This window comes from uncultured Fretibacterium sp. (assembly GCF_963544685.1).
Classification (GTDB): domain Bacteria; phylum Synergistota; class Synergistia; order Synergistales; family Aminobacteriaceae; genus CAJPSE01.
Genome location: NZ_CAUUGJ010000015.1, coordinates 12675 through 30770 on the forward strand (window position 1 = coordinate 12675; position 18096 = coordinate 30770).

At 63.0% G+C, this 18096-nt stretch carries 14 protein-coding genes and 1 tRNA gene; 9 read left to right on the forward strand and 6 right to left on the reverse strand.

What is annotated here, in order from left to right; genetic code table 11:
• Positions 1-627: 627 nt before the first annotated feature.
• From ABLA28_RS02725 to ABLA28_RS02735, 3 genes are all read right to left on the reverse strand, one after another.
• A tRNA-Val gene (locus ABLA28_RS02725) sits at positions 628-703 on the reverse strand.
• Between the two features lie 95 nt (positions 704-798).
• Positions 799-1740, reverse strand: coding sequence for an EamA family transporter (locus ABLA28_RS02730; RefSeq protein WP_347712403.1), 942 nt, complete (start codon positions 1738-1740; stop codon positions 799-801).
• Positions 1716-2297, reverse strand: coding sequence for an isochorismatase family protein (locus ABLA28_RS02735; RefSeq protein ID WP_299299801.1), 582 nt, complete (start codon positions 2295-2297; stop codon positions 1716-1718). Before ABLA28_RS02735 ends, ABLA28_RS02730 begins: the two co-directional genes overlap by 25 nt.
• 157 nt (positions 2298-2454) lie before the next feature.
• On the opposite strand from ABLA28_RS02735, the gene ABLA28_RS02740 reads away from it, so the two are divergent.
• The gene (locus ABLA28_RS02740) at positions 2455-2967 is read left to right on the forward strand and encodes a signal peptidase II (RefSeq protein WP_347712404.1); all 513 of its coding nucleotides are present in this window, start codon (positions 2455-2457) and stop codon (positions 2965-2967) included.
• A 100-nt stretch (positions 2968-3067) separates the two neighbouring features.
• Here ABLA28_RS02740 and ABLA28_RS02745 read toward each other — a convergent pair whose 3' ends face one another.
• Positions 3068-4537 carry a leucyl aminopeptidase gene (locus ABLA28_RS02745; RefSeq protein ID WP_347712405.1) on the reverse strand — a complete coding sequence of 490 codons (1470 nt, stop codon included), beginning with the start codon at positions 4535-4537 and terminating at the stop codon, positions 3068-3070.
• Positions 4538-4619: 82 nt separating this feature from the next.
• Positions 4620-7274 carry a valine--tRNA ligase gene (locus tag ABLA28_RS02750; RefSeq protein WP_347712406.1) on the reverse strand — a complete coding sequence of 885 codons (2655 nt, stop codon included), beginning with the start codon at positions 7272-7274 and terminating at the stop codon, positions 4620-4622.
• Positions 7275-7600: 326 nt separating this feature from the next.
• On the opposite strand from ABLA28_RS02750, the gene ABLA28_RS02755 reads away from it, so the two are divergent.
• The 5 genes from ABLA28_RS02755 (at position 7601) to rpsD (ending at position 13376) form a co-directional block, all read left to right on the forward strand.
• The gene (locus ABLA28_RS02755) at positions 7601-8782 is read left to right on the forward strand and encodes a sodium ion-translocating decarboxylase subunit beta (RefSeq protein ID WP_347712407.1); all 1182 of its coding nucleotides are present in this window, start codon (positions 7601-7603) and stop codon (positions 8780-8782) included.
• 179 nt (positions 8783-8961) lie between these two features.
• Positions 8962-9945: an AIR synthase related protein gene (locus ABLA28_RS02760; RefSeq protein ID WP_347712408.1), complete on the forward strand. Its 984-nt coding sequence runs from the start codon at positions 8962-8964 to the stop codon at positions 9943-9945.
• 52 nt (positions 9946-9997) lie between these two features.
• Positions 9998-11833 carry an aspartate--tRNA ligase gene (aspS, locus tag ABLA28_RS02765; protein ID WP_347712409.1) on the forward strand — a complete coding sequence of 612 codons (1836 nt, stop codon included), beginning with the start codon at positions 9998-10000 and terminating at the stop codon, positions 11831-11833.
• Positions 11834-11915: 82 nt separating this feature from the next.
• On the forward strand, positions 11916-12278 hold the full coding sequence (locus ABLA28_RS02770) for a VOC family protein (RefSeq protein ID WP_347712410.1): 363 nt from the start codon (positions 11916-11918) through the stop codon (positions 12276-12278).
• Between the two features lie 501 nt (positions 12279-12779).
• Positions 12780-13376, forward strand: a complete 597-nt coding sequence (gene rpsD / locus ABLA28_RS02775) for a 30S ribosomal protein S4 (RefSeq protein WP_299299299.1) — start codon at positions 12780-12782, stop codon at positions 13374-13376.
• Positions 13377-13455: 79 nt separating this feature from the next.
• Here the strand turns inward: rpsD and ABLA28_RS02780 are convergent, their stop codons facing one another.
• The gene (locus tag ABLA28_RS02780) at positions 13456-14196 is read right to left on the reverse strand and encodes a hypothetical protein (RefSeq protein WP_347712411.1); all 741 of its coding nucleotides are present in this window, start codon (positions 14194-14196) and stop codon (positions 13456-13458) included.
• Positions 14197-14576: 380 nt separating this feature from the next.
• Here ABLA28_RS02780 and ABLA28_RS02785 point away from each other — a divergent pair, with 380 nt between their 5' ends.
• The 3 genes from ABLA28_RS02785 to ABLA28_RS02795 form a co-directional block, all read left to right on the forward strand.
• Positions 14577-15992: an MATE family efflux transporter gene (locus ABLA28_RS02785; protein ID WP_347712412.1), complete on the forward strand. Its 1416-nt coding sequence runs from the start codon at positions 14577-14579 to the stop codon at positions 15990-15992.
• The gene (locus ABLA28_RS02790) at positions 15989-17152 is read left to right on the forward strand and encodes an iron-containing alcohol dehydrogenase (protein ID WP_347712413.1); all 1164 of its coding nucleotides are present in this window, start codon (positions 15989-15991) and stop codon (positions 17150-17152) included. Before ABLA28_RS02785 ends, ABLA28_RS02790 begins: the two co-directional genes overlap by 4 nt.
• A 91-nt stretch (positions 17153-17243) precedes the next feature.
• The coding region (locus ABLA28_RS02795) for a sodium ion-translocating decarboxylase subunit beta (protein WP_347712414.1) at positions 17244-18096 on the forward strand (853 nt) is incomplete at its 3' end.

Consider the following 18096-nt stretch of genomic DNA (forward strand, 5'->3'; position numbering starts at 1 on the left):
TGGGGGAGATGTTTGTAAGAATGTCGCTTGTATTGGGATGCGCGTATTGCTCATGTGTAAGCAAGTCAAGGGTTGTTTACAAAATCCTGGCTGAAAAAATATAAGCAGAGCTTTTCTCCCGGAGTCAAATTACCCGGAGATTTGTGAGGTTTGACCCAGTTGCAGTAATTGACGAAACGAGCCAGTGATTTTCCGCGAAGCTCCGGAGACTCGAAACGCTCCTTATCCACATCTCCATCAAGGTCCGTAGGACTCGTTCCGCCTTGCCATTGGTCTTTTCTATTTTGCAAAACGTTTCATGCCCCAAGCCGGAGTGCGGAAAGGGGCATTGCAGCTGTTGTGAATAGAGAAATCCCGTTTCTGGCCTCGTGCCGGAATCTTATGGATCGTCGGACGGGAGACGTGATAATCCCCGGCCAGCATGTGTTATGCCTCCGATAAATCTCCTCTCGTTGCTGGGGGGCAGTTTTGTGCGTTTGTGGATGTTCATTTCAGGCGGTTCCTTCCCGGGTGTTTCCCTCCTGTAACCTCACCCGGCTTGTAAACAACTCTGGATTAGCCTACAAAATATGCTGTAAGGGAAAAGAAAAAGGTTCAGGAGGAAATCTCCTGAACCCTTGCTGTCAGTGGTGGGCGATACTGGGTTCGAACCAGTGACCTCTTCCGTGTGAAGGAAGCGCTACTACCGCTGAGCTAATCGCCCTTTACGAGGGAGTATTATACACAGAAGCGGCGGATAGCACAAGGGGGCCGTAGCGGCGCCGAATGAAGAAAGACCCTTCGGTTCTGGAGCGTTCCTCACCTGTTTTTTCCGAAGCAGGACGCTCCCGGCAGCCGCTCCCCGAACTGAAAGACGGCCAGCCCCGCAAGGACGGCCGCTATCCCGGCCCATTGCGAGGATGTCACCCGCTCTCCATGGATCAGCATCGCGCTCAGCAGCCCTGTGACGGGCACCAGCAGCGAGAAGGGGGCTACCCTTCCGGCGGAATAGACCCCAATCATCCTGTTCCAGACGTAATACGCGAAGAGCGTCGACAGGATGACGAGATACAGGACGGAAAAAACGGCGGTTGCGTCGATCTGCGTCAGCGACTGAAGAATGGCGTCCGGCCCGTCGCCGACGAGGGAGATGCAGAGCATGGGAAGAGGGACGAAGATCGAGGACCAGACGAGCATCTCCATCATGTTCAGGGGCTTGCCGTTCCGGGCGCTCTCGTCGGACGCCCTCTTGACGATGATGTTGGCGCAGCTCCAGAAGAACGCGGCCAGAAGAGAGGTCAGAAAGGCCGCGGGAGGAACCGCCGTCGCTTCTGTTCCAAAGAAACCGCCGATCAGTCCGAGTCCGACGATGGCCAGTCCCATCCCGGAAATCCGGGTTCCCCCGACCCTCTCCCTCATGAACATCGCCGACAGGACCAGGGTGAAGATGGCCTGGGACTGCATGACCACCGAGGCCAGCCCCGCAGGCATGCCGATCCTGATCGAATAAAACAGGAGGGAAAACTGCCCCACCCCGATGCTCAATCCGTAAGCCGCCATGGCGCGCCATGACACGGAGGGCCTCTTCACAAAGAATACCAGGGGGAAAATGACGAACAAATACCTCAGGAAAACCAGAAAAAGCGGGGGGACCGACCTCAGACCGGTCTTGATGACCGCGAAGTTGATGCCCCAGACGACGGCGACCGCCAGAAGCAGAAGGATGTCGCGCCTGCTCATACCCGGTTCGCGCCGATCCATCGCAGAACGGCCCCCCTATTTTCCAGATCCTCCAGGTTCTCCTCATGTTTCTTCCGGTCCACCCACCCCAGGGCGTCGGCCAGAACCGTCACGTGCCGTCCCGCCTCGAGCAGGTCCAGAACGCTTTCCCGAACGCAATACTCGCTGGCGATGCCGCAGACGGTCACGTCGGCCCCGACGTCCTGGCCGACGGTACGCCCCGCGTCGTTCCGGGCGCCGAAGGCCGAGTACTCCTCGACGAGGTCGTCCATGCCCTTACGGTAGGTCGTCCTGAGATCGGGCCGCTGTTCCGCGCGGAGGACCTCCGTATGAAACTTCCCGTGGAGCCGGGAGCCCCGTTCCCCCGCGATGCAGTGCGGCGGCCAGATGCCTCCGTTCGGCAGGAAACTGCGGTTTGCAGGGCTGTGCCAGTCCACCGAATAGAGGGTCGCCACATCGGGCCGGGCATTGATGAAGGCGACGGCAGAATCGACGGCCTCGAGAGCGCCCTCGCAGGCCAGCGAACCGTCGATGAAATCGTACTGACAATCCACGATCAGAAGCGATGGGACGGACATGATGAAACCTCCCTATTTTTATGAAGCAGGGGCCGCACGGTCCTTTTCCTCCTGCATTATACGCGATTCCGCCGCTTTGAATGTTGCCGGGGCCCGAATGCCTGTATACAATAGTGTCTCGAACAAGGCATGAGGCCATGAAGGAGGGAGGCAGCCTATGCGAAGGGGGAGGCATGATGGGGGCGGATATGGAACGCTCCGTCTCATGACCATGGCTTTGTCCGCGGACCTTGCCGTCAAGGGAGCCGCGCGTTTTCTCCTGTCTGGGAAAACCGTCCCGCTCGTCCTCGGCTTCCGCTTGGAGCTTCACCTCAACTCCGGCGTTTCGTTTGGGCTGACCCCTACCCTGGGCTGGGCCGTCGGCCTGTTGGGGCTGGCCGTCCTGTTGGGCCTGACCTGGGCCTCGAGAGGGAGGACAGGCCGTGCGGGATGCGGATTGGCCCTGCTTTGGGCGGGCGGACTGAGCAACGCTCTCGAGCGCCTGTTCCTGGGAAGCGTGACGGATTTCTTCCTCGTCCCCCTGCAACGTATCCCATGGGTCCCGCTCTCCGGGCTCTACCTCAACCTCGCGGACCTGTGGCTGTTTTTGGGCGCCGTGCTGCTCCTGCTGGATTTCCTCTCGCATACAAAGGGCGGAGGGGGTGAGCCCTCCGCCGCCGACAAACCATAGAGCCTCGGTCCGCCCGGAGCTTGAACGGGCGGCTGCCCGCCGTGCAGAAGCGGAGCCCCGCGGCTTCGCTTCAATCCCTGCGAGCGCCCCGAATTTGAGATCAGAGATTTATCAGGTAATCCAGGCAGGTCCTGACCCCGAATCCGCTGGCCCCCCTGCCGTAGACCCCCCACTCCTTCTCCATGAAGTCGACCCCTGCGATGTCCAGATGTGCCCAGGGGATGTCCTTATCGACGAAGTTCGAGAGGAAGATCGTCGCGAAGGTCGCCCCGCCGTAGCGTCCGCCGGCGTTGATCAAGTCCGCGAAGGGGGATTTCGTCGCCTCCTCGATCTTCTCGTCCTCCGCGGGCAGGCGCCAGAAGCGTTCGCCGCGGCGCCGCGCCGAGGCCAACAGGGATTCGGCGAGGGCGTCGTTGCGGGAGAACAGCCCCGCGGTCCATTTGCCCAATGCAACGACGCAGGACCCCGTGAGGGTCGCCATGTCGATGATCGCGTCCGGCTTCATCTCGCTGGCCAGGCAGAGCGCGTCGGCCAGAGCCAGACGCCCCTCCGCGTCGGTGTTGTCGATCTCGATCGTCTTCCCGTTTCGGGCCCTGACGATGTCGTCCGGGCGGTATGCCGTGCCCGACGGCATATTCTCCGCCGCCGCCACGATGCCGTGCACCTCGACCGCCGGAGCCAGCGCCGCGACGCCCTTCATGATGCCCAGGACGTTGCATCCCCCGGATTTGTCGCCCTTCATGGTCGTCATGTGCTCCGCAGGCTTGATGTCCAGGCCGCCGCTGTCGAAGGTGAGGCCCTTCCCGACAAAGACGATCTTCCTTTTCGCCTTTTTGGGGACGTAGGAGAGATGGATCAGGCGGGGAGGGGTCGCCGAACCGCGCCCCACGGCCAGCAATGCCCCCATCCGCTCCTCCTCCAGACGCTTTTCGTCCCATATCTCGCAGTTCAGCCCCGCCTCCACGGCAAGCTCCTCGGCCCGCCTCGCCAGGACGGGCGGATTGATGACGTTGCCGGGCTCGTTGGCCAGCTCGCGCGTCGCGATCTGCGCGGCCGCGAACTTCCGTCCCTCCGCTGCCGCCGCCTCCGAGAGCTCCGCAACGAAGACCTCCCCGAGGCTGAAGCCCTTGTCGTCGTCCTCCTTCTGTTTGTACTTGTCGAAGACGTAGCCGCACAGGCCCACGGCCTCGGCCACAAGGGTGGAGACGCTGTCGCAGAGGCCCGCGGACCCACTCAAGTGGGCATGAGGGACAAACGCCGTCTCGTTGTGCTGGCGCCCGGCCGTGCGCAGGGCGTAGGCCAGCATATCGCGCACCAGGACGGGGTCGCAGTCCTTGCTCTTGCCCAGCCCCGCGAGGTAGAGGTTCCGAATTCCCCTCCCAAAGAGAGGAACCCGCAGCAAAGACCCCTTTTTGCCCGTGAAGTCCTTGCGCGCCGCCAGCTCCTTGACGAGATCCCCGCAGGGCAGAGCGGCAGGGGTGTCCCCGCAGTCCTCCTCCCGAAGAAGCAGCACCAGAGCGCCGCCCTTCCATTCCTCCACGGAGCCGCCATAGACTTTGATATCGATCACCCTGAAAAACCTCCTTGAATTTTTTAGCGGAGGGCTGTGAAAGCTCCCTCCGCACCTGTGTGGGGCAAAACTACGGCGCGTTTTATCGGCTCAGGCTCTCCAGGTTCTCCTTCAGCCTGGCGATCTGCGCTGTTCCCTCGGCGACGCGGGCCCGCTCCTTCTCGACGACCTCCTGCGGAGCCCGGGCGACGAAGTCGGGCTTGTCCAGGCGGGCGCGGCTCGAGGCCACCGTCTTCTCTATGGCGGCGATCTCCTGCCCCAGCCGGGCTATCTCCGCGGCCACGTCCAGCACGTCGCCTACGGGGAGGCTGACCTCCGCCGCTCCGACCACCGAGGAGAGCGACGCGGCGGGACGCGGGGCGGACATCGGCAGGATCGCGATCTCCCTGACGCGGCAGAGGCCGGAGACCTGCGGCAGGGCATCCTGAAGCGTCCGCTTCATCTCGGCGTCGTCCACCCGGACCGTCGCATGGTTCATCCATTGCTGAGGGGCGACGCGGGCCTCGGCCCTCAGGTTGCGCAGGACGCGCACCGTCTCCTGGACCGTGCGCATGGCCTCGGCCACGTCGAACCGGAACTCCTCGCGCGGCCTGGGCCAGGCCGTGCGCATGATGGAGGACTCGTCGCAGCCGTAACCAAAGGCTCCCCAGAGCTCCTCCGTCACGAAGGGGATGAAGGGGTGGAGCAGGGGAAGGGTCGTGTGGAAGACCTCCTCCAGGACGCCCTGCGCCGTCCGGCGCCGTGCCTCGCCCTCGTCTCCCTTCAGGGCGGGCTTGGACATCTCCAGGTACCAGTCGCAGACGTCGCCCCAGACGAAATCGTACAGGGCCCGGGCGGCCGAGCCGATGTCGTACTCGTCGATCATGCGCGTGATCCTCTCCGCCGTCTCCTGGGTCCGGGCCAGAATCCACCGGTCCTGAATGCGGAGCTGGGCGGGGTCGATGGCCTGTCGGTCGTCGTCCAGGTTCATGAGGGCGAAGCGGGCGGCGTTCCAGAGCTTGTTCATGAAGAGGCGGTAGGTCTCGATCTTTCCGGGGGAGAGCAGGATGTCGCGCCCCTGGGTGGAGAGGGCCGCGAGGGCCATGCGCAGCGCGTCGGCTCCGTACTTGTCGATCATGTCCAGCGGGTCGATGACGTTGCCCTTGGACTTGCTCATCTTCTGTCCGTGCTCGTCGCGGATCAGGGAGTGGATGTAGACGTCCTTGAAGGGCACCTCGTCCATGAACTCGAGCCCCATCATGATCATCCGGGCCACCCAGAAGAAGATGATGTCGAACCCCGTGACCATCAGCGAGGTCGGGTAGAAGTATTTGAGCTCCGGGGTATCGTCCGGCCAGCCCATCGTGGAGAAGGGCCAGAGCGCGCTGCTGAACCAGGTGTCCAGGACGTCCTCGTCCTGGACGATGTGCGTCCCCCCGCACTGTTCGCAGGCCGTCGGGTCCGTCTCGGCCACGGTGACGTGTCCGCAGTCGGAACAGGTCCATGCCGGGATGCGGTGCCCCCACCAGAGCTGGCGCGAGATGCACCAGTCCCGGATGTTCTCCATCCACTGGAAATAGGTCTTCTCCCACTGTTCGGGAATCCACGCGATGCGTCCGTCCTTCACGGCCTGGACGCCCCGCTCGGCCAGGGGTTTGGCCCGGACGAACCACTGCTCGGACAGGTAGGGCTCGACGGTCGTGCTGCACCGCTGGCAGTGCCCCACGGAGTGCGAGATCGCCTCGGTGCGGATCAGGAGACCCTGCGCCTCGAGGTCCCGGGCCGCGGCCTTTCGGGCCTCCTCGATCGTCATTCCCCGGTACTTGCCGGCGTTCTCGTTCATGATGCCCTCGGAGTCGATGACCTGAAGCTGCGGCAGGTCGTGGCGCAGCCCCACCAGGAAGTCGTTGGGGTCGTGCGCGGGCGTGATCTTCACGCAGCCCGTCCCGAACTCGGGGTCCACCATGTTGTCCTCGATGATCGGGATATCCCGGTCCGTCAGGGGCACGCGCACCCGCTTGCCGATCAGGCCGCGGTACTGCTCCGCCCTCGGATGGACGGCTATGGCCGTGTCCCCGATGATCGTCTCCGGACGCGTCGTCGCCACGACGATCTCCCCCGACCCGTCGACGAACGGATAGCGGACGTAATAGAAGTTACCCGGCTTCTCTTCGTACTCCACCTCCAGGTCGGAGAGGGCCGTGTGGCAGCGCGAGCACCAGTTGATGATGTACTTGCCCCTGTAGATCAAGTCCTTCTTGTAGAGGCGCACGAACACGGAACGCACGGCGCGCGATAGCCCCTCGTCGAAGGTGAAGCGCTCCCGCCTCCAATCGCAGGAGTTACCCAGACGCTTCATCTGGGCGATGATGCGGTCGCCGTAAATCTTCTTCCACTCCCAGACCTTTTCGACAAACGCATCGCGTCCCAGGTCGTGGCGGCTCAGCCCCTTTGCGGCCAGGCTCTTCTCGACGACGTTCTGGGTGGCGATGCCCGCATGGTCCGTTCCCGGAAGCCAGAGGACGTTAAAGCCCTGCATCCGCCTGGCACGGCAGAGGATATCCTGAAACGTGTTGTTGAAGGCATGCCCCATGTGAAGGGACCCCGTGACGTTGGGAGGGGGGATGACGATCGAGAACGCCGGACGCGAGGGATCGACCTCCGCGTCGAACAGCCCCCTTTGCATCCAGGCCGCGTACCATTTCTCCTCCATCGCGTCGGGCGAATAGCCCTTGGGAAGCTCCCTGTTCCTGTTCATATCAGACACCCCGTCCCTGCAAAGTTCGATAGGCCATGCCTATATCCAAAAGAATCACTTAAATCAAATCATTTTAGCACAGAACGGCCGTAAGGCAGGGGTAAGTCCGGTCGGGAGGCCCTTTCTTTTTCCCGGTATGCTAGAATGAAAAACACTTGAATCGTGGGCTCGAGTCCGAAATACGACAAAATCCGAGTTCGATTCGCGGCCGTCCGGACCTGTTCTTTTCCAAGTGTCCACGGGCGGACAAGAGTGCGGGTGATCCGGGAGCGGGATTTTCCTCCGCCGATCGACGGCGGGAATATCTGAGGAGGGACAGCGCAGTCATGGAAGTGTATGTCACGGCGTTACGCGACCTGGTGAACAACTCGGGATTTTCCGTGTTGTTCTCGTCCACGGGTACCGGCAACGTGGTCATGTTGATCGTCGCTCTGATTCTTCTTTACCTCGCCATCGGCAGGGGATTCGAGCCTCTGCTGCTGGTGCCCATCGCTTTCGGATGTCTTCTGGTCAACCTGCCCCTCTCCGGGATCATGTCCGATGCCGAGGGGGCCGTGGGCTTCCTGCGCTACGTCTACTTCGGCGCTCAGCACGAGATCTATCCCATTATCATTTTCCTGGGGATAGGGGCGCTGACGGACTTCGGGCCGCTCCTCGCCAACCCCGTGACCTTCCTCCTCGGCGCCGCCGCCCAGTTCGGGGTCTTCATCGCCTTCATCGGCGCCAACTGGGTGGGGCCCATCGCAGCCCGATTGGGCCTGGACATCGGCTTCAACATCAAGCAGGCGGCCAGCATCGCGATCATCGGCGGGGCCGACGGCCCCACGAGCATCTATCTGACGATGAAGCTGGGGCAGCAGGCGATCCTCGGAGCCATCGCCGTTGCCGCTTACAGCTACATGTCCCTGGTGCCCCTCATCCAGCCTCCCGTCATCAAGCTGCTGACCACGAAGAAGGACAGGGCCATCCGCATGGGGCAGCTCCGTCCCGTCAGCAGGCGTGAGAAGATCCTCTTCCCGATCATCTGCACCGTCGTGACGGGACTGGTCCTTCCGGCCTCCGTCCCCCTGGTGGGCATGCTGATGTTCGGCAACCTGCTGCGGGAGTGCGGGGCGACCGACCGCCTAAGCCTGGCGGCCCAGAACGAGATCCTGAACATCACCACGATCTTCCTCGGGCTCGCCGTCGGGGCGACGATGGAGGCCCAGTACTTTCTCCAGCCGCGTACGCTGGTCATCATCCTTCTGGGACTCGTGGCGTTCATCTTCAGCACCGTCGGCGGCGTGGTCTTCGGCCAGATCATGAAGGTGCTCACGAATGGCCGCATCAACCCGATGATCGGCTCGGCGGGGGTGTCCGCCGTGCCGATGGCGGCCCGGGTGGTTCAGCGTGTCGCGCAGTCCGAGAACCCGGGCAACTACCTCCTGATGCACGCCATGGGCCCCAACGTCGCCGGGGTCATCGGCACGGCCGTCGCGGCGGGGGTCATGCTGACGCTTCTGTCCTGACCCCTCCCGACGGCAGGGGCATGACGTCCTCCCAGGACCGCGGCCAAAGACCGCGGTCCTGGGCGTTCCAAGCGCCTTTTTTGTGGAAACGCCGATTCAATCGCCGTTTCCTCGGGTTTTTCATTCTGCACCGGACGTTCTGCGATGCGTTCTGCATGAGAATGAAGGAGGAGATCTTCATGCAGAGGAAAGACGAGAAGAAAATATTGGGTAAATTGCCTCCCGACCTGCTCCTGCAGGGGGTGCTCCGCTACTCCGGGGCGGAACGGACCGACGTCGTGGTCGGGGCCGGACTCGGGGAGGATGCGGCGGTGATTCAATGGCCGGACGCCCCTTACCTCGTGGCGGCCTCCGACCCCGTGGTGGGGGCGACCGCCGGGGCGGGGCGGCTCCTGGTCCACATCAACGCCAACGATGTCGCCTGCAAGGGCGCGGATCCCGCCTGGCTGGTCGTCACCCTGATCATCCCGTCCGACGATGGGGTTCCCATGATCGAGCGGATCATGAGCGAGGTTCACGAGACCTGCTCCGAGCTGGGCATCGCGGTCGTCGGCGGGCACACGGAGCTGACGGACCGCTACGACAGGCCGGTCATCGTAGGGACGATGCTGGGACCGTCGCGCCGGCTCCTGAGCGCGGACCGGATCGAGAAGGGCGATCTCCTGCTGGTGACCGGCCATGCCGGCCTGGAGGGTATGTCCATCCTGGCCCACGACCGGCCCGACCTGCTGTCGTGCCTCGATGCGTCGGAGCTGGACGAAGTGCGTTCCTGGCAGGGCGATCTGTCGGTCGTCCGCGAGGCCCGCCTGCTCCGGGACCATGCGCGTTACATGCACGATCCCACGGAGGGAGGCCTGGAGGGAGGGCTTCTGGAGATACGGAACGCCTGCGGGCTCGGCATCGCGCTCGATATGGACGCCATTCCCGTCTCGCCGCTGACGCGCCGCGCGGCGAAGGCGCTTGGCTTCGATCCCCTGCACCTGATCTCCTCGGGGATGCTGGTTGCGGTCGTACCGCCCGATGAGGCGGAGAAGGCCCGGGCGCGTCTTGGGGAGGAAAGTATCGCTTCAAGTATTATAGGACGTTTCATGGAGCCGCGGGGGACCTGCCGAACGGATATGCACGAGGAGCTCTGGGGAATATTGGCCCGTGAGCGGGTATAATGGTGCAGCCGATCGGTTTCGGGTATATTGGCAGGACGGAGGCATCTTAAGGATGGGTTGTTTCAGCGAAAAAAAACAGGGGGAAGGCCGGACGGACTTTTTCGATAAATCCTGGCAGCGTTCGTCGCTCTGCGGGGACTTCGGGACGGCCGAGGCGGGGAGTGCGGTTCGGGCCAACGGATGGGTTCGCCGCCGCCGCGACCTTGGGGGCATCATCTTCATCGAGCTGTGGGACTACACCGGGTCCGTCCAGGTCGTATTTGGCCCCGAGGCCGGGGAGGTCCACGAGCGGGCCGGGGAGCTTCGGAACGAGTACTGCATCGCCGTCAGGGGCACGCTCCGCGTCCGCCCCGAGGGGACGGAGAACCCCGCTCTGAAGACCGGCTCCGTGGAGATCGTGGCCGAGGACTTTCTGCTGCTCTCCTCCGCCGCGCCGCTGCCCTTCGAGGTGGGGGAGGGGACCGATAAGGTGGACGAGAACCTGCGCCTGTCCTATCGCTACCTGGACCTGCGCCGGGAGAGGATGCAGCGCAATCTGCGCATCCGCAGCCGTATGAACGCCTTCACCCGCGCCTACCTGGACGGGCGTGGCTTCATGGAGGTCGAGACCCCGATACTCACGAAGGCGACGCCCGAGGGAGCACGCGATTACCTGGTCCCGAGCCGGGTCAACCCCGGGACCTTCTACGCGCTTCCTCAATCCCCGCAGCTCTTCAAGCAGATCCTCATGGTCAGCGGGTGCGACCGGTACTACCAGATCGCGCGCTGTTTCCGGGACGAGGATCTGCGCGCCGACCGCCAGCCGGAGTTCACCCAGGTCGACATCGAGATGAGCTACATCGTCGAGGACGACGTTATGGAACTCATCGAGGGCTATATGAAGGGGCTCTTCAAGGAGATCCTCGGCGTCGACGTCCCCACCCCCTTCGAGCGGATGCCTTATTGGGACGCGATGGACCGCTACGGCAGCGACAAGCCCGACCTCCGCATCTCCCTGGAGCTCTGCGACGTGGCCTCCGTCTTCGCCGAGTCCTCATTCGAGCCCTTCAGGAGCTTGCTCGCGAAGGGGGGCGTCGTGCGCGGCCTCGCGCTTCCCGGAGGGGCGGCCCTTTCGCGCAGGGAGCTCTCCGACCTGGAGGATAAGGCCAAAAAATTCGGGGCCTCCGGACTCGCGGCCTTCCAGCTCAAGGACGGCGCGCTGAAGGGGCCGTTGGTCAAGTTCCTGTCCGGGCCGGAGCAGGACCGTCTGAAGGAGCTCGCCGGGCTGAACGAGGGAGACGCCCTGTTCCTCGTGGCCGATGCCGATCGGGCCAAGGCCTGTACGATTCTGGGGGTGCTGCGCCTGGATCTGGGCAGGGCAAGGGGTTTCCTCGACGAAAAGGCATGGAGGTTCCTGTGGGTGACCCGCTTCCCGCTCTTCGAGTGGAGCGAGGAGGAAAAGCGCTGGACGGCCATGCACCACCCCTTCACCTCCCCGGTTCTGGAGGAGCTGGACCTCATGGAGACGGACCCGGCGCGCGCCCTGGCCCGAGCCTACGACTGCGTGCTCAACGGCAACGAGGTGGGCGGCGGTTCCATCCGAATCCACGATCCTCAGGTGCAGGCCCGGGCCTTTCAGTGCCTCGGCATAGCTCCGGAGGAGGCGAAGCGGCGTTTCGGCTTCTTCCTCGAGGCTTTGTCCTACGGCACTCCGCCCCATGGGGGGATCGCCCTGGGTGTGGACCGGCTCGCGACGCTCCTCTGCGGCGGCCAGTCCATTCGGGAGGTCATGCCCTTCCCGAAGACCCAGAAGGCCCAGTGCCTGCTGTCCAAGGCGCCGGATGTCGTCGAGGAGGCGAGGCTGGAGGAACTGCGCATTCGGACGGTTCCCCTCGAGGAGGACATTTAAGCGATGGGCCGTTGCGGGGAGCTCGCATCGGGTTCGGGCCTCCCCGCTCTTCCGTTTTCGACCGATTCTGGGAGGTATCGCCATGAAAGCGCATTTCTGCCATTTCAATTTTAACGTCCTGGACCTCGAGAGAAGCATGGCCTTTTACGAGGAAGCCCTGGACCTCCGGGAGGTACGCCGGATCACGGACGAATCGTTCGTCATCGTCTATCTCGGGGACGGCAAGACCGATTTCACGTTGGAGCTCACCTGGATAAAGGAACGGACCCAACCCTACGATCTGGGGGAGCAGGAGTTTCATCTGGCCTTCGAGACCGATGACTTCGAGGCGATGCGGGCCTTCCACCGGGAGCGGGGATGGGTGTGCTACGAGAACGAGAAGATGGGCATCTACTTCATCAAGGACCCGGACGGCTATTGGCTGGAGGTTTTGCCTCCGAGGTAAGCGTTTGCCGGCGTATCGTCCTTTACAGCCGCCTTGTTGGATGCTAAAATAGGAGAGATGTTGATTTCTGTGAAGCCCCCCTGTGGTACCCCAGCTTGCCAGTTAATGGTTAGAACATACGGGGCCGCCGCTATCTCTGGAGGGAAGCCTTCCGGCAGCCGTTCGCTTCGCTTGCGGGCCGTTCAGTCTCAAGATAGCGGCGTAGGGGGTATGGGGGCAAAGCCCCCAGTTAAAAAATTAGGGAAGCGCTGGAAACTTTTACTTGGAGATATTTTCTCATATTTCCTCTAGTAAAGATGTGCATTTTTGTTTTAACCAGCGCTTCAAAGATGCGGTAGCTTTGCCTTTTATGGCATGAGACGCATGGGGCCCCGATCATGGTTTCGAGGGATAGGAAACGGGGCGTTCGAGCGTCGCGCAGGCCGCGTCTGAGAAAATTCACGCAGAATAAAGAAGGGGCTCGTGAAGCCCTTTAATTTAATTTGAAGAAGGAGTGTCCTTATGGCAACCCGAAGAGAGCCTCGTTTTAAGCTGTGCCGTCATCTGGGAGTCAATGTCTGCGGTCATCCCAAGGCCATGAAGAGGGTGGATACCAAAAAGCCCATGAGGGGCGGGCAGAAGGTCTCGGAGTATGGGCTCCAGCTGCTCGAGAAGCAGAAGATCAAAGCCTATTACGGGATTCTGGAGCGTCAGTTCGCCCGTTACTTCGAGATCGCCAAGAAGAGCCCGGAGATGACCGGCGTGGCGCTGCTCAAGAACCTGGAGTGCCGTTTGGACAACCTCGTCTACCGCATCGGCTTTGCCCGTTCCATCCGTCAGGCCCGGCAGATCGTGAGCCACGGGCATGTCCTGGTGAACGGACAGAAGGTGGATATCCCTTCTTACGGCGTCAAGGTGAACGACGTCATCGCCCTGAAGGAGAAATCCCGGACCAACGCGCTTTTCCAGGATAACTTCCAGGGTCTGGTGGCCTTCAACGTCCCCTACATCGAGAAGAATAAGGAGCAGTTCAGCGCGAAGCTGATTCGTGAGCCCATGCGGGAGGAGCTTCCCATCGATGTGAACGAGATCCTGGCGGTCGAGTTGTACTCCAAGTAATCCTCGAACCGCTTGGACCCCAGAGCCTTGATTCACCCGAACGACGGTGCCGCCTCTTTAGAGGCGGCATTTTTGTGGTTCAGGGCAGAAGGCTCCGGAGGCGCGCCTCCAGCTCCAGCAGTCCGGTCGTGAAGCCGTCGTGCCGGGGGTTGGCCTTGATTTCTCCCGCGACCGTCCTCGGCATCCGGAAGGGCAGGAGCACGGGGGCGAAGTGCATGTGCTCGGGATGGTGGGCCAGGATTCGCGCCGAGATCCTGTAGAGCTCGAAGCAGTCCGCCAGGGAGACGTGCGCGCGGCACTCCCCGACCTCCGATTCGACTTGCCGCGTGGCCGCCGGGGGCGTCAGGGCCTTTGGGCCGTTGCAGACGACGTCGGCCGCCTCCTGGAGCCTCGGCCACTTGTAGGCGCCGCCGCCCCGGCTTCCCGGCCGTTTGGGCAGCGCGCACAGCTCGGTGAGCCCCCGCATGGAGCACCAGCAGCGCAGGGAACTCTGGGCGAGCTCCGGCAAAAAGGCCAGGTCGAACCGCACGTTGTGGACGACGATCCCCTCGACATCCCAGTGTTCCCAGAACTCCATCAGATCGGGCCAATCCTCGATGAAGTAAGGCGCCGAGGGGATGTGCTCCCGCAGGGCCAGGAGCCGCTGGGGCGTCAGGCCGTGGATGCGGAAGAGATAGGGGTTGAAGGCTTCGGTCGGGAGGTAGAAGCGATTGAAGAACGCCAGCATGCGCCCCGCCTCGTCGAGGACGATCGACGAGGCGGAGAGCACGGAGGAGCCCGCGTAACCGTTGGTCTCGAGGTCGAAGACGGCGAGGTTCAAACGGTGTTCCTCCCGATCGCGGCGCGGCGTTCGGCCATTGTAAAATCCTCCAATCGAGCCCTCCCGGGCGCATTTATCAACATGGGGGCTACGCCCCCCACGCCGCGGCCCCAGAGAGGAGCCTTCCAGCAGCCGCTCGCTTTGCTTGCGGGCCGTCAGTCTCGAGATAGCGGCGGCCCCGGCAAGCTTCCTCCTTATAACGGGCAGTCTGGGGTACCACCGGGGTGCTTCGTAAATGACATCGGTGCTTCCTCGAAGACACCAGCAGTTTAGCACCGTTCTCTCGGGAACTCACGGGTCAATGAGGATTTTTTATTGTGATATTATAGGCTGACGGATTTTTAAAGTATCTTTCCTGAGCCTTCGAGGGGGTAAACGAGATGCTCCAACCGGAGCGAATGGGGCGCGAGCCCGTGCTGAAACTGATCGTGGCCTTTGCGCTGCCGTCGATCGCGGGGATGCTGGCCGGTTCCCTGTACAACATCGTGGACCGCATGTTCGTCGGACGGGTCGTGGGCCCCGAGGGGCTCGCCGCCATCAGCGTCTGCTTCCCCTTCATGCTGATCCTCATCTCCCTGTGCTTTTTGTTCGGAATCGGGGCTTTACCCCTGATCTCCCGCGCACTGGGCGAGCGGAACCCGGAGCGGGCGGAGCTCGTGCTGGGGAACGTCGTCTCGTCCATCCTCATCCTCAGCGTCGTCCTGATGGTCTTCGGCATGCTGGAGACCGATTCCCTGCTCCGCTTGAGCGGGGCGGACGAGAAACTGCTCCCCATGGCCCGGGAGTACATGCGGATCATCCTCATGGGGGTCCCCGCCGCGATGCTCTCGTTTGCGATGAACTTCTGCGTGCAGGCCGAGGGTCGGCCGCTCTTCGCCATGGGGACGCAGGTCATCGGGGCCATCTCCAATACCATCTTGGATGCCCTCTTCATCTGGAGATGGGGGTGGGGCATCGCCGGGGCCGCGTGGGGAACCATCCTCTCCCAGATGCTGAGCGTGCTCTGGGTCTCCTCGTTCTATTGGCGGTATGGAGGCTGTCTGCGTATCCGCGCGTCCTGCTGCATTCCGCGCTTCGACGTCCTGAAGCGCATCCTCGCCCTGGGGTTCCCGCCCTGCCTGACCGAGGTCTCCTTCTCGGTGTTCTTCATTCTCTTCAACCGCTCCATGAATACCTACGGCGGCCCCATCGCCGTCTCGGCGCTCGGAGCGTTTCTGGGCTGGGACTCGCTGTTGTTTCTGCCGGTCATCGGGCTCGGGGAGGCCGTTCAGGCCATCTTCGGCTACAACTGGGGCGCGCGGCTCCTGGGACGTGTGCTGGAGGCCCTGAAATGGGCCTTGATCCTCGCGACCGGCTATTTTGTCGGGAGCGTCCTGATCGTCCGCCTCTTTGTGAACGAGATGATGCTCTTCTTCACGGCGGATCCCGACCTTCTGGTCCTGGCCTCCGAGGGGATGGGCATCGCCTATGCCGGGGTCGTGTTCTCGGGTATCGCCCTGATCGCGAACAGTTTTTTCCAGGGGCTGGGACGCGCCAGGCTGTCGCTCCTGCTCTCACTGTCGCGTCAGTTTCTGATGCTGATCCCCGCAATCCTCATCCTGCCGAGGTTCTGGGGCGTGAAGGGGGTTTGGGCCTGCTTCCCCGCTCTGGATATGGGCGGGGGAATCCTAGCGTTTTTCCTGTTGCTGCGATACTATAAAAAAATGGGGTTCGACCGCTGCGACGGCAGGGGGGCGGAGCCCGGCAAATCGGATCGGGAGCGGGACCCCGTTCCCGGGGAGGTCGCGGAGAGATGAAAAACTTTACGTGGTGGAACCCAACGATCGTGCTCTTCGGCCGGGGGACGGTTCTCCAGCTTGCGGATCAGCTGGAGGCCGCCGGGGTCGAGAGCGTCCTTCTGCTCTATGGGGGCAAGGCGATCTTCAAGAACGGCGTCTACACTCAGGTGGCCGATGCCCTGACGAAGAAGGGCATTGCCTTTCCCGAACTTGGCGGCGTGAGGCCGAATCCCAGGATCGACAAGGTCCGGGAGGCCGTAGCGCGCATCAAGGCGTCCCCGATTGGCGCGATCGTGCCGGTCGGCGGGGGCAGCGTCTTCGACTCCGCCAAGGCCGTCGCAGCCGGAGCCTGTTACGACGGGGATCCCTGGGACTTCTTCGAGGGCAGGGAGGTGGAGCGGGCCCTGCCGATCTTCGGTGTGCTGACGGCCTCGGCGACCTCCAGCGAGGTCAACGGCATCGCGGTCGTCTCGAACCCCGAGAAGGAGGCGAAGACCTCCATGAACAGCCCTCTGCTCTACCCCCGCGTCTCGGCCATCGACCCGTCCTTCCAGTTCTCCCTGCCCGAGACCCAGACCGTCTACGGCGGCATCGACATCATGGCTCACGTCCTGGAGCGCGTTCTGGATGGCGACGAGGGGGTGGAGCTGGTGGACGAACAGGGATACGCCCTGCTCCGAAGCATGACCCGTCTGATCCCGGACCTGCTGGAGGAGCCCGAGGACTACGACGCGCGCGCGGAGTACGCCTGGGCCGGCTCTCTGGCGCACAACGGCGCGCTCTCCTGCGGACGCGCGGCCCGCGGAGACTTCTCCTCCCACAAGCTGGGGCATTCGCTCAGCCTCCTGTTCGACGTTCCCCACGGGGCCTCCCTGTCCGTGATGATGCCGGCCTGGGCCCGCTACCTCTGCAAACGGCATCCGGCGCCCTTTGCGCGTCTCGCGGAGGCCGTGTTCGACGTCTTCGACGGCTCGGAGGAGGAGCGGGCGGTCGAGGGAATCGATCTGCTGGAGGACTTTTTCCGTTCCGTAGGGGCCCCCACCACGCTTCGAGAGCTGAACATCGGGGAGGCGGACATCGCGCGGCTGGCCGCCAATGCCTCCGCCCGCGGAAACTTCGGAGTCCTGAAGTCCCTCGATGCGAACGACGTCCTGGAGATCTACAAGCTGGCCTATTGAGCGCCGCAGGCCCCCGCGGCCTTTCGGATGCCGGGCGTATCGTACAATAAATCTATTCTCTATACTTTTTTAGGAGGCTCTCGGAATCACGATGGAACTCTTTCACGGACTCTCCGCCCTGACCTGGCCGCAGGTCGTGATGGTCGGAGTGGGGCTCCTGCTGATCTATCTCGCCACGGTCAAGGAATACGAGCCCTCTCTTCTGCTCCCCATGGGGTTCGGCACCCTGCTGGTGAACATCCCGCTCTCGTCCGCCCTGACGCACGTCGTGGGGAACGGCGTCGAGGTGGGGGCGATCAGCCGGCTCTTCGAGATGGGGATCCAGACGGAGCTGTTTCCGCTCCTGGTCTTCATCGCCGTCGGGGCCATGATCGACTTCACGCCCCTTTTTCAGACGCCGGTCACGATGATCTTCGGCCTGATGGCCCAGGCCGGAATCTTTCTGACCATGGGGCTGGCCTACGCCACGGGGTTCTTCGACCTCAGGGAGGCTGCGTCCATCGGCATCATCGGGGCCGCGGACGGCCCCACATCCATCTACGTCGCCAACCGATTCGCGCCGCAGCTTCTGGGGTCGATCTCCGTCGCGGCCTACTCCTACATGGCGCTGGTGCCCATCATTCAGCCGCCGGTGATCCGTCTGCTGACCACCGCGGCCGAGAGGCGCATCGCCATGCCGTACCATGAAAAACCGGTCTCCAAACGAAAGAAGGTCCTCTTTCCCATCCTGGTCACCCTGATCTCCGGCTTCCTCGTCCCGGCGTCGGCGGCCCTGATCGGCTTCTTGATGTTCGGGAATCTGCTGCGCGAGAGCGGCGTCGTGGACCGCCTGGCGAAGGGGGCTCAGAACGAGCTGGCGAACATCGTGACCATCCTCCTGGGGCTCGCCATCTCCACCAAGATGACGGGCGAGGACTTCCTGAGACCGATGACCCTGGGCATCA